Source organism: Thermaurantimonas aggregans (assembly GCF_003851885.1).
GTDB classification, from domain to species: domain Bacteria; phylum Bacteroidota; class Bacteroidia; order Flavobacteriales; family Schleiferiaceae; genus Thermaurantimonas; species Thermaurantimonas aggregans.
Genome location: NZ_BHZE01000005.1, coordinates 33,264 through 55,346, shown reverse-complemented (window position 1 = coordinate 55,346; position 22,083 = coordinate 33,264). Strand labels below are relative to the sequence as shown.

Sequence of the window (22,083 nt, the reverse complement as noted above, 5' to 3'; positions counted from 1 at the left end):
GTAAAAAGAGGTTTGGGATGAATTCTTACTACCTTTTGAAAATCTAAATTTTTAACTCATAAAACCTTTTGTATCAGGTGCTTTTGAAGTGGGCTAATCATTGCATCATATGACCAAAAACTCTTTATCCCGCAAAACCGTATTAAATATATTTGCATGTTTTGTATTATTTAAACTCGTTCTAAAAAATGAATAAATTTTTAAGACTGCTGTTGCTCTTGCCAACACTCGCATTTGGTCAAGAAAACTATGTACACAAATGTGGCACAAACTACATGTTTGGACAAATGCTGTTGCAAAATCCGGCCTTAAAAGCTGAAATTGAGAAGTCTGATCGCGAACTCGCCCAAGGAGCCATCGAATACGGAAAACAAGTTGGGCGCACTCAAAACAACGTTTTTATCATTCCCGTCGTCTTCCACGTAATTTATGACGATGCGGTCAGCAATATCTCTCGCGAACAGATCATGGATGCGATTCGCGTGCTGAACGAAGACTTCAGACGTCGAAATGCTGATACAGGCAATACACGACAAATATTTAAAGATAGGGCAGCTGATATTGAAATCGAATTTCGCCTTGCCAGCATCGACCCCTTTGGCAACTGTACCGATGGTATCAACCGCATTTTTAGCACCCTTACAAACAATGCCAACGACAATGTGAAAAACCTTAGCATGTGGAGTAACCGACGGTATTTAAACATCTGGGTAGTAAAAAACATCCAACTACCCAATCAACCTTCACAAGGCACCGTACTCGGATACGCCTACCGACCATTTCCTAACCAACAGGGTATTTCTGACGGCATTGTGATACGCCATGATCGGGTAGGCACCATTGGTACATCTAATTCCATGGGTCGCACACTCACCCATGAAGTTGGTCACTTCCTAGGCCTTAAACACCCCTTCGACGGAGGCTGCAATACCGGCGACGACATCGCCGATACGCCTCCAGTAGCCAATGAGAGCTTTGGTTGCAACTTCCAAAAAAACTCATGTTCGAACGATGTACCCGATCTACCAGACATGATCGAAAACTACATGGACTACGCCAACGACAACTGTATGAATATTTTTACCACAGGCCAGAGAAACTACATGCGCAATGTGCTCCAATCTTTTGCTCATCGCGCTGAATTGGTAAGTCAAACCAATCTACAGCGCGTCGGCCTTGTCAATAATACCCAATGCCCTCCCGTTGCTCTTGGATTTGCAAATCGTCGCGTAGCATGCGTAGGCGATACTTTGCAGTTTATGGACATCAGTTTCGGTGGCCCTGCCAACACAAGGTCATGGACCTTTACAGGTGGTACCCCTGCGACATCTACCGAAGCCAACCCGAAAATCATTTTCACACAACCAGGCCTTCACAAGGTAGAGTTGACCTTAACCAACCCTGCTGGTTCAAGCACCTTTAAAAATTACACCTATATTTCGATTCGGCCTAAGCCTGCAAACTTCGGCAATTTCTTAAAAGAAGATTTCTCCATCACCTGGCTTCCTAGCTTCAATTGGTTTGTCGAAGACATACACAATGTTGGCAGTAGTTGGACAACAGTAATGAACGCCGGTTACAACGATAGTCGATCAGCCAGGGTTCTAAATTTTGATTCACTGTCAGGTACTGTGCACAACTTAATTTCTCCAACGGTTGACGTGCGATTTTCCACTAGTCTGTCTATGCGGTTCCGTTACGCATATGCCCGTCGTCAACTCTCAAATACCGATGCACTTCGCTTTTACATATCCCTTAATTGTGGCAGAACATGGATTCTGCGAAGAGCCGTACTTGGCGCTCAGCTCGTAACCGCGCCCGACATGCCTACAGGCAGCTTTGTTCCAGCCAACAATTCGGAATGGAAGGAAGTAACGGTGCCTTTGGGCATTTATGCCAATAATCCAAACGACATCATGTTTAAGTGGGAATTTACCTCAGGAGGTGGTAACAACATTTATCTGGACGATATCAATTTAGACGTTACCATTGGCACCGATGAGTTTTCAGATACTGATGAAATTACACTTTATCCAAATCCTGCAAAAAGAGGCTCCATTGTGCTTTTCCAATCGCCGGTTCAGTTAGGCGAATACGTGAGGTTGATTTCATTGACAGGCCAAACGGTAGCTGAATTCCAAAATCTTAAAAATCAAACGGTTCAAGAAATTCGCTTACCAGAGCACATTCAATCAGGTGTTTATCTGTTAGTTACTGGTTCAGGAATTTCTAAAAAACTTGTAGTACAGTGATCTCAGCTAAAATCATCACCATTGGTGATGAGCTTCTCATCGGTCAAGTAATCGATACCAACTCTGCTTGGCTTGCAGAGAAACTCAACGAACTCGGAGTAGAAGTAAAACAACGTACGGCGGTAGGCGACGACAGAGAAATGATTTTTCATGCGCTTGATACCCTACTGCCCGATACCCGCCTGGTCATATTAACCGGGGGATTGGGACCTACACGCGACGACATCACCAAGAAAACTCTGGCCGAATATTTCGGAATGGAACTCACCTTTCATGAAGAAACGCTTAGGCACATTACTGAAATTTTTAATCGTCTTGGTAGAGAAGTCAACGAATTAAACGCCTCTCAAGCCTGGTTGCCCTCGGGATGCATTCCACTTAAAAACTGGTATGGAACAGCTCCCGGAATGCAGTTTGAACGCAATGGCGTTCATTACTTCTCGCTACCTGGAGTGCCTTACGAAATGAAAGCCCTCTTCGAGAACTACATCCGTCCTTTTGTAGCTGAGAAATTACTTCCCGATACACAGATTTTGCACGCTGTATTTCACACCCAAGGCATTCCTGAAAGCATTTTGGCAAAGCGCATTGAAGCATGGGAGCTGCAATTGCCTCCCCAAATTAAGCTCGCTTATTTGCCCTCTGCCGGCGCCGTACGTCTTCGGCTAACGGCTCGGGGTTCGAAAAATGAGCCCCTCGAAGAACTTTTAAAAGCTGAAGGTGAAAAACTCAAACAGCTTTTAGGCGTCGATTTGTATGCTGAGGGCGATGAGCCTCTCGAAAAAGTGATAGGCCAACTACTTAAATCATCAGGTAAAACACTTGCTTTAGCTGAAAGCTGCACTGGAGGTTATATCGCCCACCTTATTACAAGTGTTCCCGGAAGTTCGGCTTACTTCATGGGTGGAATTGTGTCTTACGACTATGTAGCTAAAGAAGTAACCCTTGGTGTGCATCACAGCGACATCCTTCAGTATGGAGCTGTGAGCAGTCAGGTCGTACTTCAAATGGCTGAAGGTGCCAAAAGAGTTTTTGGTACTGACTACGCGCTTAGCGCTTCAGGTATTGCCGGACCAGATGGGGGCACAGATGAGAAACCCGTAGGCACCGTGTGGATTGGAATCAGCACGCCCCACCAAACACGAGCTTATCTCTATCGCTTTGGAAACGACCGCATGCGAAACATTCGCAAAACAGCCCTTGCTGCGCTTGATCTGCTGCGAAGGGCACTCACAGGCGCAAGTCTTGACGACATTAAATCGCCTGACTTAAAAGAAATTGTCGTTCAAAACGCCACTCATCAAAACGCATAAAACGAAAAACCGGATTGCATAAGCTTATAAGGGCTAATTGCAATCCGGTCATTTCACTTAGAAGGGTGATTAAATCGCCTTTTCTATTCTACCCATCACGGTGAACTCATCAAAATCAAGATGTTCACCTTCATTTAATTCAACAAACTCAATAGCATCGGCCAAAGTTTCGCCTTTTATGTAGTCGCTCATTGCATCCACAGCCTCTCTGAGCGAATCATGGGGCTGTAGATAGAGTCGAATGCGGTCGGTCACTTGCAGGCCGCTGTCTTTGCGAAGGTTTTGAACGCGGTTTACTAAGTCGCGGGCCAGACCTTCGCGGTATAATTCGGGTGTAATGGTAATATCGAGCGCCACCGTGAGTCCGCGCTCCACCGCTACCAGCCAGCCGGGAATGTCGTCGGTGTAAATTTCAACTTCATCAGCTGCAATCTCCACATCACCAGAGCTTAAAGGAAGTGTGATTTTGCCGTGCTGTTCCAGTGTGTTTATTTGGTCGGCTGTAAAGTTCGAAATCACATGCGCAGCTTCTTTCATCGCCTTGCCGAGTCGGGCACCGAGTTTTTTGTAATCGGGACGAGCGCGTTTTACGATCTGACCGGTGTCTTCGCGAAGGATTTCGATTTCCTTCACATTCACTTCGGCTTTGATCACATCTGCCACTCGTGCGATGCGTTCGGCCAATTCGGGCTGTAGGGCGGGTATCATGATTTTTTGAAGGGGCTGTCGTACGCGAATTTTCTGTCGCTTGCGCAGCGAGAGCACCATGCTGCACACCTGTTGGGCCAAATGAGTTTGCTCTTCGAGTTCCGGCAAAATCAGCTTTTCATTTGCTGTAGGCCAAGGAGCTAAGTGTACTGAATCGTAAGATTCTAATTTGGTTACGCCATTCAGGTCGCGATATAGGCGCTCGGCAAAGAAGGGCGAAATGGGCGCCATTAATTTGGCCACGGTAATCAGGCATTCGTACAGCGTCTGATAAGCTGCCACTTTATCAGGGCCGTATTCCCCTTTCCAAAAACGGCGACGCGACAGGCGTACATACCAGTTGCTCAGGTCTTCGGTTACAAAGTATTGGATTGCTCTGCCCGCTAGTGTTGGCTCGTAATCGTCCATCCATGCAGAGCATTTTTGAATCAAGGTGTGCAATTCCGACAAAATCCAGCGATCGAGCTCTGTGCGCTCTTCCATAGGCACCGGCGGTTCCGCATGGCGGAAGCCATCTACATTGGCATAAAGAGCAAAGAAGCTATAGGTGTTGTAAAGGGTTCCAAAAAATTTGCGCTGTACCTCGATGAGTCCTTCAAAATCAAACTTCAGATTGTCCCACGGCTGGGCGTTGGTGATCATATACCACCGCAGGGCGTCGGAACCATACTTTTCGATGGTATCAAAGGGGTCCACGGCATTGCCCAAGCGCTTCGACATCTTCTGACCGTTTTTGTCGAGCACCAAACCGTTGGAAATCACCGTTTTGTACGCAATGGAATTGAAAACCAGTGTGCTGATGGCGTGCAGGGTGTAAAACCATCCGCGGGTCTGATCCACTCCTTCGGCGATAAAATCAGCCGGATAGGGCAATTTGCTCAAATCCTCACCCGTAGCAAAGGGAAAGTGATACTGCGCAAAGGGCATGGCACCTGAATCAAACCACACATCGATGAGGTCGCTTTCGCGGTACATAGGTTTGCCTGCCGAAGATGCCAGTACAATTCGGTCGATATAGGGTTTGTGCAGGTCAAACTTTTCATAATTCTCACGACTGGTGTCACCCGGAACAAAATCTTTCAAAGGATTTTCACTCATTATTCCAAGCGCCACTGATCGTTCAATTTCTGTTTTTAATTCAGCCAATGAACCTATGCACTTTTCCTCGCTGCCATCCTCAGTGCGCCAGATGGGCAAAGGAATCCCCCAGAAACGCGAACGGCTTAGGTTCCAGTCGTTGATGTTTTCGAGCCAATTGCCAAAGCGGCCGGTACCGGTAGCTTCGGGCTTCCATCGGATACGGCGGTTGTTTTCTACCAGCTGGTCTTTGACAGCCGTCACACGTATAAACCAGCTGTCCAGAGGATAATAGAGCACAGGTTTGTCCGTGCGCCAGCAGTGGGGATAGCTGTGCTCGTATTTCTCGATTTTGAATGCTTTGCCTTCCATTTTGAGTTTCAAGGCAATTCGCTCATCTACTGACAAGTAGTGTTTCAGGTCGGCTATAATGGGTCTGAGCAATTCTCTCTGGCGCTCGTATTCTTTCTGTAGTTCTTCTTCAGTGTAATATTCCGCTTTTACATACTCACCTGCGAGACCAAATTGTGGATCGTGCACGTGCTTGGTAAAACGTCCCTGCAAATCCACTAAGGGCGTTGGGTGGCCTTCATCATCTAAAACTAGCATGGGAGGTACACCCCATTGCTTGGCCACGCGGGCATCATCGGCACCAAAAGTTGGAGCTGTATGCACCACTCCTGTACCGTCTTCAGTCGTCACAAAGTCGCCGGTGATAACTAGGAAAGCCTTATCTGCATCCTGATACGGCAGGGCATAAGGCAATAACTGATGATAGCGAAGGCCTTGTAAAGCTGAGCCTTTGCACGTGGCAGTGATTCGATAAGGAATTTTTGCCTTGGCATCGCCGGTGTAGGCATCTAACTCCCCTGGATTGAGTACTTCGGTAAATTGTTTTCCGAAGTTCAAGGCAATCAGTTCTTTGGCGAGTATTATACGCTGACGCTGGCGAGTGTAAGGATTAAAAGTTTCCACCAAAGCATATTCAATCTCAGGACCTACGGTGAGGGCAGTATTTGATGGCAGGGTCCAGGGAGTTGTCGTCCAGGCAAGAATGCCATCGCCATCTTTCAAAGGCAATCCAAATGCGGCCTCAAATCGCTTTTTGGTATGTTCATCGTCAGTGCGAAGGGCAAAAACGGCAACCACCGAAGTGTCCTTCACATCGCGATAGCAGCCGGGCTGATTCAGCTCGTGTGATGAAAGTCCTGTTCCCGCTTTGGGCGAATAGGGCTGTATGGTGTAGCCTTTGTATAAAAGTCCTTTCTCATAAATTTTCTTGAGCAGCCACCACACAGATTCGATATAGGTATTTTCGTAGGTGATGTAAGGGTTTTTTAAATCTACCCAATAGCCCACCAGTTCGGTCAGTTCATTCCATGCGTCAGTGTATTTCATCACTTCGCGACGGCAGGCAGCATTGTATTCTTCTACCGAAATTTTTTTTCCAATGTCTTCTTTAGTGATGCCCAGAGTTTTTTCCACACTTAGCTCGATGGGCAGGCCGTGCGTATCCCAACCGGCTTTGCGGATTACTTTGTAGCCGCGTTGGGTTTTATAGCGGCAGAAGAGGTCTTTGATGGTGCGGGCCATTACGTGGTGAATACCCGGCATACCGTTAGCACTCGGCGGACCTTCGTAAAAGACAAATTCCTGCGAGCCCTCGCGCTCTTCCACACTTCGTTCAAAAGCTCTGATATGCTTCCAGTAAGCGATGATTTCCTTGTGTACCTCGGGCAAGTTCAGCTGCCCGTATTCTCTGAATTTTTCTGACATTTTTCTGTTCTATCCGACAAAAACGGCTGCGAAAATACCAATGAATAGCCGAAGCATCAGGAGATGCTGATATGGATTTTAAAAAACAATTGCAAATTATAGAACCGTTCCTTCTGAAGTTGAATTCCTTACGATGACGAATTTTATTGTAACATAAAGAATCCTTATACCTCAGTTTTAAAAACCTTAAGCTCAATGGTTACTAGCTGAAGAGGTGAGGAAATTATCAAGCTCATATTGAGCTACAAAAGTTTTTTATGCACTCTTACCGAACAATATTGATTGTACCGTATTCCTGTTTTCGGTAGCGATTACCGCCGATTTCGTATTCGTAGATGATTCGGTAGGGATAATTGCCCTGAGGAAGTTTTTCGCCTCGGAATGTGCCATCCCATTCGAAGTCGGCCGTAAAAGTCTGAAAGACTAATTCACCCCAGCGGTTAAAGATCATCATTTCGAAATACGTGATAAATTCACTCACAGCTACTTTAAATCGGTCATTTCGGCGGTCATCGTTGGGCGAGAAGGCATTGGGAACAAAGATCACTGGAAAGCAATTGTTTGTGATCAGAATGCTATCGGTGTAGATACAGCCCAAAGCATCGCGTACGGTCACTTTGTACAGCCCTCTTTCTGATACAGTTATAGTAGGGGTGGTATCACCTGTATTCCATTCATACGACTGAAAGAAGCCCGGATTCAGGGTTATTGACTGGCCTTCGCATAGATTCGTGTCGCGTGGCAATAAGTCGCCTGCCGGGGGCAGACTGGAGATGATAAAGAGGATGGTGCTGTCGCAGCCCTGTGATGATACCAGCTCCACGGTGTAAGTCCCGGGTTGATTTACTTGCTGGCCATCGGGCAGGGTGATTGTTTGCCCTTCGCACAGTGAGGCCGTTAGTACTACATTGTGAGTCGGAAATACTGTAATGGTATCATAAGAGGTAATTTGGCAATTCGAGGTAAGCTGGAGGGTATATTGAATAGCATGTTTGCCGGGTCCAGCGACTGAAGGGTAAAATTGATTGTTGGAAACACCCGGACCACTGTATGTTCCTCCGGAAGGGAAGGCATTGTTTAGCGCAAAGGAAGAATCATTCTGACAACTTGTGGGGAAGGGCGTCCAGGTAATTGCTGTGGAAGGCACATCGTAGTAAGTAGCCGTATCGGTTGTGACGTTGCAACCGTTGTGTTGTACCACAGCATAGTAATCTCCTGCTTGTGTCACCGGCAAAATTGGCTGGTTATTTCCTGATACAGGTGTACCGTTGTAGTACCAAACTACATTTCCTCCAACATAGTTTGAGATGGTAATGGTATCTGAATCACCTGTGCATAGCGTATCTATATTTTGATTAAGTGTAAGAATTCCATTGGTCAGTACTGTGATAGTGTCGCAGTAATGGATAGAAGCATAAGCCGGATTCTGAATGCGAACACGAATTAAATATTTGCCCATAGGTAGCGAAGGGGGAATCTGACAAGACAGTACAGGGCTCCCGGTGGTAAAATTGGCAATCTGACCAACAGTAGTAGCATTAGCAAAGGAATAAGTAGTATCGGACAGCTCAGCAAATACGGTGGTAGGCGTACCTACACCGCCTCCTGTAAAGGCTACAGTAAAAATTTCAGACGGACAAAGATTTACCTTGCTGACAGCCCGGATTTCAGCATGCAGCGGTGTAGCAAAAAATTTACCCAGAATACCGCTAAATACCCCCTGACTGTTTCCGTAGAATCCGAAAATACCCAGATTAGTGTGGATACCTTGTGTTGTACCACCTATGTAAACGGCGTTGTTAAAACCAAATACAACGGAGGCCACCTGCTGCTCTACTTGGGGGCCTCCATAGTAACTCACCCATGTGCGAGCACCGGTAGTGGTAAATCGACCTACAATCAAATCGCTTGAACCACTGCGTGTAGTTGAATATGCACCGAGGGTAGCCAAATTCATATCGACGGTATGTCCACCGAAGAATACATTGCCGGCAAGGTCTGTTGCAAGACTTAATATGCGCGTGGCACTCGTGCCACCGTAGTAAGTGCCCCAGTTACGCGTAACTCCGTTAGTATCAAACTGAACAATAAATCCACTAAAAGTAGTGGTGATGGAAGGATATGTAGGCAAAAAACTTCCCGGTGTGGCTATGCCTGATGTACTTGCCGTGACACCTCCCAGATATAGCAAATTGTTTCTTACAGCTATGGAATTTATCTGATCTGCATCATTCCCACCGTAATACGAAGAATATATTCTCTGTCCATTTGGAGTAAATTTAGCAAAAAAACCGTCTGTATTTCCGTTATAGAAGGTCTGATAAGCCCCTGGCGAGGCTATATTGGCTGAAGACTGCGTACGTCCACCTATGTAAAAATTGCCTGAGGCATCAAATTCGGCGGAAGAGATTTCATCCAATAGTGTACCTCCGAAATAAGAACCATACAGACGTGTACCACTGCTGTCAAACATGGCGAAAAAGCCGTCATTGATTGTTATATTGGAATGGGTTGGTTTAAAACTTCCGGGTGTGGCTATGTTGTTGTTTGAAAGAGTGCTACCAAATAAAAGCACACGTGTACCAGTAAAATTTACAGCAACGCCCACTCCTGATTCTAATGCTGTACCTCCATAATAAGTGCTCCAAATACGAAGACCGTCTGCATTGAACTTAACCAAATAGCCATCTGTAACACCTGACAGGGCACTTTGATGGGCCCCGGCAGTGGAAATGCCATTGGTGGAAGTTGTGCTGCCGGCGATGTAAATATTGTTTAGGGGATCTGTAGCCACACTCGAAGCGCCATCATTGCCATTGCCTCCATAGTAGGTAGCCCAAAGTCTACGGCCACATCGGTCAAATTTTACCAAAAATGCGTCATTAGGACCTCCGCCATAAGTAGCCTGATGTGAGCCGGGAGTAGCAATATCTGTTGATGAACTGGTAGAGCCCACGGCGAGCACATTTCTCAGCGAGTCAATCGTAATAGCAAATAGATTATCAGATAGCGGGCCTCTGTAATAAGTACTCCACACAATCTGCGGATCGATTCGCAGGGACTGCTGTGACTGAGCAAACAACTTTTCATTTCTACCCAAAGACAGCCGCACAGCCCTTCCTTGTTTTACAAATCTGCAAGCCAGCTTACTTCCGTCAGGCATTACGATATACGGAGTTTCGTCGGTGATGTAAAGAAATGGAGACTTAGCTGTGTAAATACCGTCTTGATTGATACTAACACTCAGATCGCTGCTGAATTCCATTTGAATCTTTGAGACATCGGCTCCCGGTTGTACCAAAAATTCGTAGCGCAAGCCCGCCTCGCCGGCAAACATCTCGAGGTCTATTCCCGGGTACAGACCACAGACCCGCACTTTTCTCACACTGTACACAGGCCGGCCATCGTCATGTACGGTATAATGTCGTTCGAAGTACTCTCCATTCCCTTCGTCTTCGATTGTTGCATTGGGATTAGCACCTCGAAAGGTCATCGATGAGGTCATCTTTTGCCCCACGGTATCGCTGGCATAGTACCACTTCCACTGCCTGGCTGTGATTGCCATTAAAGCCCCATTCCCGCGAACGAAATAGGTCGTTTCAGGTTGTTTTTCACCTCTTTTATATTGACCTTCATCTCTTAAAATAAAAAACTCACTCTGAAAAAGATTTTCTTGACCTTTTAAAAAATTGGAACAAATAACAAAAAAGAAAGCTGGGAGGATCAGAGATCGAAATGCATTCGAAAACGACCTGATATTCATATTATTAGATTGTAAAAATGACGTATACAAAGGTATTGTAAACAAGTTCTGGTATCATTTTAAATGTGAAAAAAATAAAAAAATCGAACGAAAGCTATCCAATGCAATTTTTGTGTATGTACTACTACTCAAAATTGATTTTAGCCGACTGAAAACGCCTTCATCCATCCTTGGTTATCAGTGAGGGCAAATGAGCTCTGTTCTCCCGTTTTTAGATTTTTAAGTGTAAATGATCGCTTGCTTCGTTCGTCTTCACCAATTATCGCCACAAAGGGAATAGCCGTTTTATTCGCATACTCTAGCGACTTTTTAAGCTTTGTAGCAATTGGATAGAGCTCTGTTGAAATTTCTGCCTTTCGAAAAGCATAGGCTACTTCGGCTGCAAAGGGCATATCCTCTTCCGAAAGCCCTGTGACCATCACACAAGCTTTGGAAACCTGAGCAAATCCTGTTAGTCCCCTTTCTTCTAATGCCAAAAGAATGCGATCCAAGCCAAAGGAAATACCTACGCCGGGAATTCCCTCCACACCAAAGATTCCGGTTAGGTTGTCGTAACGACCACCTCCACCAATAGAACCTACGGCTACCCCTTCAGCCACCACTTCAAAAATGCACCCTGTGTAATAATCAAGACCTCTTGCCAAAGTTGGGTCAAAGAGTAATGGAGCATCTGGATTAAGACTTTTTACCTTTTCTAATACAAAACGCACTTCTTCAAGCCCTTCATTTTCTGCTCCTAAGTGTTTTTCCACCTTTAGCAGATCAACCTTTTCATCAAAAATCCAGCTACTGAGGGAACCAATACCGCTGGCGTCAAATCCCGCTTTAAGCCATTCATCTACTACCGACTGTCGGCCAATTTTGTCGAGTTTATCGAGTATTGTGATGAAAATTCCAAACTTCTCCCCTGCTCCGGCTTTTAGGGCTACAGAGTTCAGCAACTTTCGACTATTGAGTCGAATGCGCACAGGCAACTTCAACTTTTCAAAAACCTCCGCATAAATCAGAGCTAATTCAACCTCTTGCCAAAGGCTTGTGCTGCCTACCACGTCAGCATCGCACTGATAAAATTCTCGGTATCTACCCTTCTGCGGACGATCAGCCCTCCAAACGGGCTGTATCTGGTAGCGCTTAAAGGGCAGCGCAATAGCATGCCTGTTCATTGCCACAAACCTCGCAAAGGGCACAGTGAGGTCGTAACGGAGAGCTTTTTCACAAATCAACCCTGCCAATGTGTTGCTCTCAGCCGTCTGCCAAACGTCAGCTGGAACTTCTTTTTTAAAATCTCCCGAATTTAAGATTCTGAAAATCAATCGATCACCTTCATCACCATACTTTCCGGTCAAGGTATCAAGTCGCTCCATTGCCGGGGTTTCCAAAGGCTGAAAAGCATATTTCTCGAAAACTTCTTTTATAACGGAAATTACATAACTGCGCTTATACATCATGTCAGGGCTCAGATCTCTGGTGCCCTGTACTAATGCCGGCTTCACTTTACTCATTCAGCTACTTTTTCGGCTTTATATCCTTTGTTTTGAAGAATTTCGATGGCTTTATCCGCATGTTCAGAATCAACTGTCAATATTTTTGGATTGGTGTTGAGATCGACGCTCCAATTTTCTGCGCCAAATTCCTTTGTCAAATCTTCCGCTACTTTATCCACACAGCCTTGGCACTTCAAGGTGGTTTTATATTGCACTTTCATAGATTTAAATCTTTTACAGTTTGCGAAAGTATAAAGGATGTACATACAGCTTTGTAAAAGGTAATGTAAAAAAAATAAGTACACTAAAGTTAAATTCTGATTTTCAATTGCTTATTCACTTTTGAGCATCAAGAAACTCACTTTCCAAAAACGATTATGCTTGCAACTTCCTAAGTTTGCACAAAAATGAGAATGCCAATAGTTGCCCCTTCCTTACTTTCTGCTGATTTTACAAGATTGGCCGATGAAGCCAAGATGCTCAACACGTCTGAAGCTGATTGGTTTCATCTCGATGTAATGGATGGGATTTTCGTTCCCAATCTCACTTTTGGAATGCCGATCATATCACAATTGCGCAAACTTTCCACCAAAACTTTTGATGTGCATTTAATGATTGTTCAGCCAGAGCGCTATATTGAGGAGTTTAAAAAAGCAGGAGCTGACATTCTTACAGTACACTACGAGGCCTCAACACACCTTCATCGCACACTTCATGCAATAAGACAAGCCGGAATGAAAGCTGGTGTAGCGCTGAATCCGCACACACCCGTTCAGTTACTTGAAGATGTAATAGAGGATATTGATCTGGTCTGCCTGATGAGTGTAAATCCCGGTTTTGGCGGACAAAAATTTATAGAAAATACATACAAAAAAGTTCTGAAATTGGTAGATATGAGAAATGATTCTCAAACAAACTTTCTGATAGAAATCGATGGAGGTGTAAATCAACTGAATGCCGCCAAGCTTACAGATGCCGGAGCTGATGTGCTGGTGGCTGGTAATTTTATATTTTCATCAAACAATCCAATTGAAACTATTAAAAGTTTGAAATATTGCCGATGAGTTTTGAAAAGCCCCTTTTCTTATGGATGCTTTTATTGGTTTCGATACCCATTATAATCCATTTATTTCGCTTCAGAAAGTATAAAAAAATTGTTTTTACTCAAACGTTTTTTTTAGAACAGACACAAGCTCAACAAAAGAGGATTAAAAACTTAAAGCATTTATTGATTCTTGCCTCAAGAATCATAGGTTTATCAGCATTGGTACTGGGATTTTCACTGCCCTATTTCAGTGAAAATTCACTTAAAGATTCACGAAATAAAGATGTTGAAAATATTTTGATTTACGTAGATAATCATCCAGGCTTCTTCTTAAAAAACGATGACAAGAGTAGATTACTTTATTTGCGAAATTCTTTAAGGAGTACAATTAACAATTTAAGATCTTTTAAAAAGTTGACTATTCTGACGAATAACAACGCAACAGAAACTTTTTATCGAAAAGAAGAGGCCCTGAGATATGTTGATCAGTTAGAGCCATTTCCTCTCATCCCCTCATGGAAAGATATTGCTAATAGTATTGAAAAAACGATAAAAAATGAACAAATACCTCCAGCTATATTTCTCTTAAGTGATTATTTGAAGCGAGGTGATAATTTAAACGAATTGTCTCAATTATGCATTCCAATTAAGTTGGATGGTATGGACACAAAAAATTTAGAAATTATTGATTCTGTCTGGTCAGTTCCGGGAACAGATATAATCGAAGCTGCGATTGACCAGCCTGCTTCGTACATATTAGGAAACAGCAAAAAGGTATTATTTACCCTCTCACCAGAGAAGGAGAACTCAAAAAGGCTTTCGTTCTCATTCCCTAAATCGGAAGAAAATACTTTCGGATTTCTAGAGTCAGAATCACATCAAAATTCCATCTTTCGATTTTATTTCACACATCCTCTCCAAAAGCCTAAAAAAATACTTGTAATTGCAGAAAATAAAGGTTTATCAGAGGCTCTTAAAACCAAATTTACCACTGCTCATACTGCTGAAGTTACTTTCAAAACTATTGGGGAAATAAAATCAGAAATTCTAAAAGAATTTCAATTAGTTGTTTTATTAAACATAAAAGAAATTCCGGATCCGTTAGCTGCTTCACTTCAAATCTTTTTGAAAGAAAACGGACGATTACTTTTATGTCCAAATGATGAAGTAGATGTTCCTTCATACAATAGATTTTTACAGCGATTTGATGCTTACATACAACCCTATGAAAAAAATTTTATACAAGCTGATAAGTTGAATTACAACGATTTACTTTTCTTTAATGTATTTGTACAAGAAATTGACTTGCCCGACTTACCCTTTCTTAATAAATATTTTTTACTAAAAGGTACTAGTATTAGCCCAATTCTCTACACATTAGATGGAACAACACTATTAGGAAAAATTACCTCAAATGGTGAATTTTACATATTCACTGGTTCTATAGGTCCAGAAAATTCAAATGTGATTTATCACACAATTTTCAATCCTTTGATATACAACTTTATCCATCGAAATACACATCAAAGTTCAATGTATTATATTGCTGGAAGTGATTACTCTTTTCAATACACTATTTCTGAGTCAAACAGAGACGAGCCTATAAAAATACTTTCTCCATCAGGCAAAGAAATTATACCATACCAAAAACGTAAAGGTAACGAAATTCAATTGTTTTTTGGAAGAGACGTAATTGAAAATGGCATGTACAGTGTACAATATCTCAATAAGGAATTAGATAAATTAGCCTTTAATTTTGATCTTAGAAAACTGAAGAATGAATGCTACAGCGATATAGAAATAGACAACATATTCGCAAATAAATCATGGGTAAAAATGTCGATATCAGAAGATTTTTTAACTTCATCAAAAATAGACTTATTTCGTTCTGATCTTTGGTATTTCTTTGCTCTTACGGCATTGTTATTTTTTATAGGAGAGTTGTTATTAATTCGATTTTTAAAATGAAAAAAATACTTGAAAAAGCTATTACTTCAGTTCGCAATTTTATACCTGGTCATCCTCTGTATAAAAAACAGTGTGACATCTTAATTAATAGAAATGAAATAAAAATTTTGCCTTCAGGAAGTAAAATTGACGAAAACATTCAGAAAATTAAAGGAAGTCATCTTACTTTATTACCAGGATTAATAGAACTTCATTCAGAAATCAATCAACCCGGACGCGAAGACCGAGAAGACATCCTTCAAACACTCCATTTAGCTGTTCTTGGAGGATTTACACATCTGGCGGGAATGCCATCTTCACAACCTGTAGTTGACAGCAGACAGCTCGTCGAATTTCAGCAAAAAATAGCAGCTCAAGCCGTAAACAATCTTCTCTCAATAGGTGCCATTTCCAAAAATTTAGAAGGTAAGGAACTAGCTGAAATGTTTGACATGAAATCAGCTAGTGCACTGGCCTTTTCAGACTACAAAAACCGCATCAGAAATACCAAACTTCTGCTACTTGCCATGCAATACGCTCGTCAGTTGAATACATCGCTCATGCTCACACCTGGCGACAGCGATTTGCTACGATATGGCATGGTTCACGAAGGCGTAGTTTCTACAAGACTTGGATTGAAAGGATTGCCTACCATCGCCGAGTCAATCGGACTAAAAAGAGACCTCGATTTGGTGCGCTACACTGGTTGTCGTGTACATTTTCAATCCATATCTACTAAAGAAAGCATTCACCTAATTCGCCAAGCAAAATCTGAGGGATTACCCGTAACAGCTGATGTCAACTTTTATCATTTGCTTTTGACAGATGAATCGCTCGAAAATTTTGATTCGAATTACAAAACTGATCCTCCGCTGAGAGATGAAAAAACTCGACAAGCGCTCGTAGAGGCAATAATAGATGGAACTATAGATGCTATAGCCGCCGACCATCAACCTCGTACATATGAAGAAAAAGTATGCGAATTTGACAAAGCCTCTTATGGAATGTTTACCTTGCCTTTTTTACTTCCAACCTTAATAGAGTCTAACATATTTTCATTAGAACTTTTAATCGAAAAACTACATACAAACCCAGCAAAAATTTTAGGTTTAAATAATAAAAACAAAGAAAGTTTTATATTGGTGAACTTGGAACAAGAATTTGTATGGAAAAAGGAAGATTTTAAAGATTTTCCAAGTACAAATTCACCATTTTTCAACAAAAAAATCAAGGGAAAAATCAAATATTTGATTTCGAAAAATCAATGCGTAGAAATCTCTTAAGTTTCCTCTGGTTCTTTTTGACGGGTAATGTTCTGTTTGCGCAGAACAGCACTATTTGTGTACCCGTTGATCCACGTTGGGCGCCAAGAGAGCGCACCATCGATATGCATCATCTTCGACTCGAGGTCGAATTTGAACCAGCAAAAGGTCGGGTAATTGGTAAATCGACTCTAACTTTTTCGCCACTTTTTAGGCCGAATGAAAGCATCTGGATCGATGCCATTCGATTCTCCATCAGTTTGTTGACATTAAATGGGCAAAAAGTTCGCTACACGCTGAGCGATTCCGGCGTAGCAATTTTCCCTCAAAAGCTCTTTCGAGATAAGGTAAACATTCTGGAAATCAATTATTCAGCTTATCCTGAAAAAGGCCTTTATTTTACCGGCTGGGACGACCCCACCGGAAAAGGCAGGAAACAAATTTGGACGCAAGGCCAAGGAATCGACCATAGGCACTGGATACCTTATTACGACGAACAGCACGACAAGCTCACTACGGAAATAATAGTGCATTTTGATAAGCAATATCGCACAATCTCTAATGGAAAGCTTCTGAGTGTGGACACCCTAGGTGATAAAATACGCTGGCACTACCTGCAAGATCGGCCACATGCCGGCTATCTGATTATGCTTGCCATAGGCGATTACCTGCCTCATAAAACTGTGCTGAAATACGATAATGGCGAAATCGAGTTTGAAGAGTTCACCTATCCAGATATTCCAACCTCAGCCGCATCTACTTACCGGTACAGCCATTTGTTTATGACCCATTTTCAGAAGTTGCTCAAAGTGTACTACCCGTGGCCGGGTCCTTATCGACAGGTGCCTGTGGTTGACTTCATCTATGGGGCTATGGAAAATACTGGAGCGGTAATTTTTGGAGAAAATCTCATCAGTGAACCTTCAACGGAAAGTTATAAAAACTATCACTTCGTGAATGCCCACGAAATGGCCCATCAGTGGTTTGGAAATCTCATAACCGCATGGAGTGCCCGGCATCACTGGCTTCACGAAAGCTTCGCAACGTATTTTGATTTGCTTTCCACTCTCTGGACAGATGGCGATTTTGCATTTTCGTCAAAAGTGCGACAAGCCATAACGCGCGTAAAGTTTCAAGAAGCAGAAAACAATTTGCCATTAGCTCATTCTGAGGCAGGTACGGCTCGCCACTACCAAAAAGGGGGAGTTGTGCTGCACATGCTTCGCCAATTGGTAGGTGATGAAGCCTTTTATGAGTCTCTGCGTGTGTTTTTAGAAAGACATCGCTTTCGGAATGTACACTCCGAAGATCTTTTGTATGCCTTTCACGAGGTTACCGGACGCAACTTACAGTGGTTTTGGGATCAATGGATTTATGGATCAGGCATGCCTAAAATCTCACTTATTTGGAAGGAAGAAATCGATAAAAAATCTAAAAGACTCGTACTTCATTTTTCTCAGGAAAATATATATAAACCCGATAGTACGAAAACTTTTCGATTGTATTTTGATATCGAAATTAAAACAACCAAAAGATCGTATAAAATTCCGGTTGAAATTCGAACAAAAAGAGATACTTTTTATATCCCATTACAAATCGATGAAAGTGCGTTAATGGTCAATCCCGATCCTGGAAAAATTCAATTAATCGAGTGGACTGAAATTTTTGATCCCAATCAAAATATCGTAAAATATGCTCAGCTGCCCTACGATCGATTCTTTGCCTATACATTAACTTCAAAAGGTTTTTCTACTGCTGATCTCAACTTACTTGTAAACGAAGAAAATCCGATTGTTTTAGAACATTGGATTAACGCTTTTGGCAGAAATATTACTCGCCCGGAAATGTGGAATTTTTTCAGAAAATTTCAGGACGATCGAGTAAAAATTGCCCTTTTGCGCTTTACAGATGTGACTTTTTGGAAGGGTAGAACTGAAAATGAACTGCTCGATTTTGCTAACACAGATAATCCATTGTTAAAGGCTTTGGTATATGTGCGATTAATAAATAGTAGACCTGAAAAAATAAACATCTACAAAGAAAGCATTAATGTTCCTAAATCGTTTACAACACAAAATGAACGACTGCAAATGGCTATTGCAGAAGCGAATTTGCTCAAAAATCAATCGTCGTATGAAGCAGTGTTTGAATTTGCAGAAACTACTTATATGGGCTCTGTACGTGCACAAGCTATCAACTATTTAGGTAGAGTGAATTACAAAAGTGAAAAACTGGTAAAGCTGTGTGTACACGCTTTAGGACACTACGATAAAAATTTAGCTCAATCGGCCTTGCAATATCTTAGAAATATCACAGAAAAAAGCGAAAGAAAATGGATTGAAGAAGAAGTAAAAAAATTCAAAAAAGTTTGGCCGGAATGGAAAGTAAAAAAAGCAGAAAGGTTGTTAGAAATCCAATGAAATTGCTTCCATATTTGAATCGAAAAAAGAATGTAACTAACTTAATGCGATCTTTTGAAGTTTAAATACATTTGTAAAAAAAAGCATTGAAAAAAAAGTACGCCTTTGTAGTATGCTTATTGTCTCTACAGCAAGTACGTGTAGCAGCTCAGAGCAAGCAAGAATCGCCGAAAGGAGAATTGCACGGTAATTTTCAAACAGATGTTCAGTACTACTTCAGAGACAAGGCCATAGACCCAACCGGTGAATTTTTTCCCAGAGAACGATTGTTAGCCGCTGGTTTTGCGAACTTTATTTACACACAGGGCAACTTTTCCGCAGGATTGCGATACGAAAATTATCAAAACAACCTTCTGGGACTCCCTGAGGGCTACCGAGGTGAAGGCATTCCCTTTCGATTTATCCGATTCGAGAAAGATGGCTTAGACGTCACTGTTGGAAATTACTATGAACAGTTTGGCAGCGGCATGATTTTCAGATCGTTTGAAGAGCGCGGCTTAGGACTTGACAATGCCATGGATGGCTTGCGCTTGCGCTACAAACCTGCAAAGGGCTTTTACTTAAAGGGCGTAATAGGTCGCCAAAGGTTGTATTTTACTAAAGCTGAAGGCATTGTAAGGGGCATGGATGCTGAAATTAATTTGAACGAAGCGCTGCCCGGAATGGAAAACTCCGCCTGGTTGGTTTCGCTAGGAGCTTCATTTGTGAGCAAATTTCAAAGAGCTGCTGATCCAGTGCTCAATTTGCCGGAAAATGTAGGAGCATCAGGCGGTAGATTTACCTTGCAGCGCGGTGGATTTGGATGGAATACCGAGTTTGTTTGGAAAATCAACGATCCTTCGTTTGACAATGGATTCATCTATCGTCACGGCAGCGGCTTTTTATCGACCCTTACCTATGCCACAAAAGGTTTAAGTATTATGGCCACCGTTAAACGAATTGAAAACATGAGTTTTCGTTCTGACCGAAACGCTTCGCTCATTGATGCTCAAATCAACTTCTTGCCACCTACTACCAAACTACACACTTATACCTTACCTGCCTTGTATCCAAATGCGGTTCAGCCCAACGGAGAAATGGGTTTTCAAATTGACCTTTCTTATACCTTTAAAAAAGGAACTGCACTCGGTGGAAAATATGGAACCACAATAGCCATCAACTATTCAGATATTTCGTCTATCGACCGCCAATTTTTGGGGAAGCGACCTATCTACAGTACTGTAAATCCGGGAGAGATAATTGACTGCACATGGACGGGTACTAAGGGTTTTGTTTCAAATCCCTTTCAAAGAGGTTCCATTACTTATTTTAAAGATTTAAACATCGAAATACGAAAGACTATTAATCGCAGCCTTAAGACCACCTTTACTTACTACAACTTTGTGTATAACCAAGAAGTCTTAGAAAAAGGTGTAACTGACGCCGAAATCATCCAGCGCGGTTATCAGAAGCTGGTATTTATTCATGCTTTTGTACTTGAAACACTCTATAAAATTCGGCCGGGACACAGCATACGCACAGAACTACAAGGCATGTTTACCCGCCAAGACAGAGGCGATTGGCTGATGGCACTGGCCGAATACAGCGTGTCGCCTCATTGGTTTGTAGCCTTGCAAAATTCTTGGAACTACGGAAATCCAAATCCGGCAGAGCGCCTGCATTATACTTTAGGATCCGTCGGCTACACGCTTAATACAACTCGCTTTCAGCTCAACTACGGAAGGCAAATGCGAGGCATATTCTGTGTAGGAGGCATCTGTCGGGTAGTTCCGCCAAGTAATGGTATTACCCTGACAGTGACGTCCAACTTTTAAAAATTTTCAGTTTTATATCGATCTTCAATTTTTGAATATAAGAAAATTAGCAGGTTTTTAGGACTGAAAGCATTTAAAATCACAAACATTTACTATTCGTCAGCCGTCATATTTAGGCTGTAAATCAAGATGAGTGTTATCTAATGGATTTAATGAATAAAAATATTTCTGCACTTCAACAGGCTATTGAACCCTTACGAAAGGAAATTATTCATCATCCCGCGTATTCGTCCATTCAGACTTTAGACGATTTGCGCACCTTTATGGAGTACCATGTTTTTGCAGTTTGGGATTTTATGTCACTGCTCAAGGCACTTCAAAACCAGTTGACCTGTACCTCAGTACCTTGGCTACCTATCGGCGATGCGAACACACGCTTCCTAATCAATGAAATAGTTGTGGGCGAAGAAAGCGACATCGACTTGGATGGCGTGCGAAAAAGCCACTTCGAGATGTATCTGGATGCCATGCAACAAGCTGGTGCCGATGTAAGCACCATTTATCGATTTATCGAGTTATTAAAAAAGGGCTATAACGCAGAAGAAGCGCTTGCGCATTCTGAGGTACCTTCCGAAGCAGCTGAATTTGTGCGATATACATTTGAGATTATCCGAAGTGGTAAGATTCATGTGCTTTCTGCAGTGTTCACCTTTGGCAGAGAAGATTTAATACCTGATATGTTTCTTTCGATTATTCAAGAGTTACAAAAGAAATTTCCTGAAGAAGTTTCCCGCTTCCAGTACTACATCGATCGGCACATCGAAGTAGATGGTGGACATCACAGCCATTTAGCACTGGAAATGACCTCACAGTTGTGTGGAGATGAACAGGTAAAATGGCAAGAGGCACAAGATGCAGTGGTAAAAGCGCTAGAAATGAGAAAAAAACTTTGGGACGGAGTTTATCGATGTATTATTAATGAAAAAGTGATAGACTTAAAAGTTTGATTATCTCAAGTTTAAATTGTTTTTGTTGATACAAGTGATGAGTATGATTTTAATAACCTCATTTTTATGTGATTAAATTTTGTAACCTTTCTCTTTCTGAATAGTTTCACACAAGAAGATCGCAATCTGTTTACATCTAATGAGGTTAAAATGTCTGTATACGAAAGTGTTAACTAAGATCTCGAGCGAGTTTCATTTGCCTTTGAGAAAAGGATAATTTGGAACTACTTAGGGAAATATGGTCGTGTATTTAGGCCCAAATGAGAGCTGAAATA

At 42.3% G+C, this 22,083-nt stretch carries 12 protein-coding genes; 8 read left to right on the top strand and 4 right to left on the bottom strand.

What is annotated here, in order from left to right; translation table 11 throughout:
• Positions 1–188 precede the first annotated feature (188 nt).
• The gene (locus EIP89_RS03645; protein WP_124397299.1) at positions 189–2,252 is read left to right on the top strand and encodes a M43 family zinc metalloprotease; all 2,064 of its coding nucleotides are present in this window, start codon (positions 189–191) and stop codon (positions 2,250–2,252) included.
• Entirely contained in the window at positions 2,249–3,565 is a 1,317-nt protein-coding gene (locus tag EIP89_RS03640; RefSeq protein ID WP_124397298.1) for a competence/damage-inducible protein A, read from the top strand. Before EIP89_RS03645 ends, EIP89_RS03640 begins: the two co-directional genes overlap by 4 nt.
• 69 nt (positions 3,566–3,634) lie before the next feature.
• On the opposite strand, the gene ileS is transcribed toward EIP89_RS03640, so the two are convergent.
• The 4 genes from ileS to EIP89_RS03620 all read right to left on the bottom strand — a co-directional run bounded on the left by ileS (position 3,635) and on the right by EIP89_RS03620 (position 12,594).
• Positions 3,635–7,126, bottom strand: a complete 3,492-nt coding sequence (gene ileS / locus EIP89_RS03635; RefSeq protein ID WP_124397297.1) for an isoleucine--tRNA ligase — start codon at positions 7,124–7,126, stop codon at positions 3,635–3,637.
• A 265-nt stretch (positions 7,127–7,391) separates the two neighbouring features.
• Complete coding sequence (locus tag EIP89_RS03630; RefSeq protein ID WP_160160508.1) at positions 7,392–10,691, bottom strand: DUF7948 domain-containing protein; 3,300 nt, start codon at positions 10,689–10,691, stop codon at positions 7,392–7,394.
• 338 nt (positions 10,692–11,029) lie between these two features.
• Complete coding sequence (gene hisS, locus EIP89_RS03625; protein ID WP_174706044.1) at positions 11,030–12,382, bottom strand: histidine--tRNA ligase; 1,353 nt, start codon at positions 12,380–12,382, stop codon at positions 11,030–11,032.
• A 5-nt stretch (positions 12,383–12,387) separates the two neighbouring features.
• Positions 12,388–12,594, bottom strand: a complete 207-nt coding sequence (locus EIP89_RS03620) for a heavy-metal-associated domain-containing protein (RefSeq protein ID WP_124397294.1) — start codon at positions 12,592–12,594, stop codon at positions 12,388–12,390.
• A gap of 186 nt (positions 12,595–12,780) precedes the next feature.
• Here EIP89_RS03620 and rpe point away from each other — a divergent pair, with 186 nt between their 5' ends.
• The 6 genes from rpe (at position 12,781) to EIP89_RS03590 (ending at position 21,808) form a co-directional block, all read left to right on the top strand.
• Positions 12,781–13,437 (top strand): ribulose-phosphate 3-epimerase, encoded by a 657-nt coding sequence (gene rpe / locus EIP89_RS03615; RefSeq protein ID WP_124397293.1) that lies wholly within the window; start codon positions 12,781–12,783, stop codon positions 13,435–13,437.
• Complete coding sequence (locus EIP89_RS03610) at positions 13,434–15,386, top strand: BatA domain-containing protein (protein ID WP_124397292.1); 1,953 nt, start codon at positions 13,434–13,436, stop codon at positions 15,384–15,386. Before rpe ends, EIP89_RS03610 begins: the two co-directional genes overlap by 4 nt.
• Positions 15,383–16,648 (top strand): dihydroorotase, encoded by a 1,266-nt coding sequence (locus EIP89_RS03605; RefSeq protein ID WP_124397291.1) that lies wholly within the window; start codon positions 15,383–15,385, stop codon positions 16,646–16,648. The genes EIP89_RS03610 and EIP89_RS03605 overlap by 4 nt, the downstream gene beginning before the upstream one ends.
• A complete protein-coding gene (locus tag EIP89_RS03600; RefSeq protein WP_124397290.1) occupies positions 16,630–19,047 on the top strand; it encodes a M1 family metallopeptidase in 2,418 nt (805 codons plus the stop codon). Before EIP89_RS03605 ends, EIP89_RS03600 begins: the two co-directional genes overlap by 19 nt.
• Positions 19,048–19,133: 86 nt before the next feature.
• On the top strand, positions 19,134–20,861 hold the full coding sequence (locus EIP89_RS03595; RefSeq protein WP_124397289.1) for a DUF6029 family protein: 1,728 nt from the start codon (positions 19,134–19,136) through the stop codon (positions 20,859–20,861).
• A 152-nt stretch (positions 20,862–21,013) separates the two neighbouring features.
• Positions 21,014–21,808: a DUF3050 domain-containing protein gene (locus EIP89_RS03590; protein ID WP_124397288.1), complete on the top strand. Its 795-nt coding sequence runs from the start codon at positions 21,014–21,016 to the stop codon at positions 21,806–21,808.
• Positions 21,809–22,083 lie beyond the last annotated feature (275 nt).

Bases quoted from the DNA above. Each gene is read 5' to 3' on its own strand.
- EIP89_RS03645 (WP_124397299.1), top strand. From the start codon at position 189: ATGAATAAATTTTTAAGACTGCTGTTGCTCTTGCCAACACTCGCATTT.
- ileS (WP_124397297.1), bottom strand. From the start codon at position 7,126: ATGTCAGAAAAATTCAGAGAATACGGGCAGCTGAACTTGCCCGAGGTA.
- EIP89_RS03630 (WP_160160508.1), bottom strand. From the start codon at position 10,691: ATGGCAATCACAGCCAGGCAGTGGAAGTGGTACTATGCCAGCGATACC.
- EIP89_RS03620 (WP_124397294.1), bottom strand. From the start codon at position 12,594: ATGAAAGTGCAATATAAAACCACCTTGAAGTGCCAAGGCTGTGTGGAT.
- rpe (WP_124397293.1), top strand. From the start codon at position 12,781: ATGAGAATGCCAATAGTTGCCCCTTCCTTACTTTCTGCTGATTTTACA.
- EIP89_RS03610 (WP_124397292.1), top strand. From the start codon at position 13,434: ATGAGTTTTGAAAAGCCCCTTTTCTTATGGATGCTTTTATTGGTTTCG.
- EIP89_RS03605 (WP_124397291.1), top strand. From the start codon at position 15,383: ATGAAAAAAATACTTGAAAAAGCTATTACTTCAGTTCGCAATTTTATA.
- EIP89_RS03600 (WP_124397290.1), top strand. From the start codon at position 16,630: ATGCGTAGAAATCTCTTAAGTTTCCTCTGGTTCTTTTTGACGGGTAAT.
- EIP89_RS03590 (WP_124397288.1), top strand. From the start codon at position 21,014: ATGAATAAAAATATTTCTGCACTTCAACAGGCTATTGAACCCTTACGA.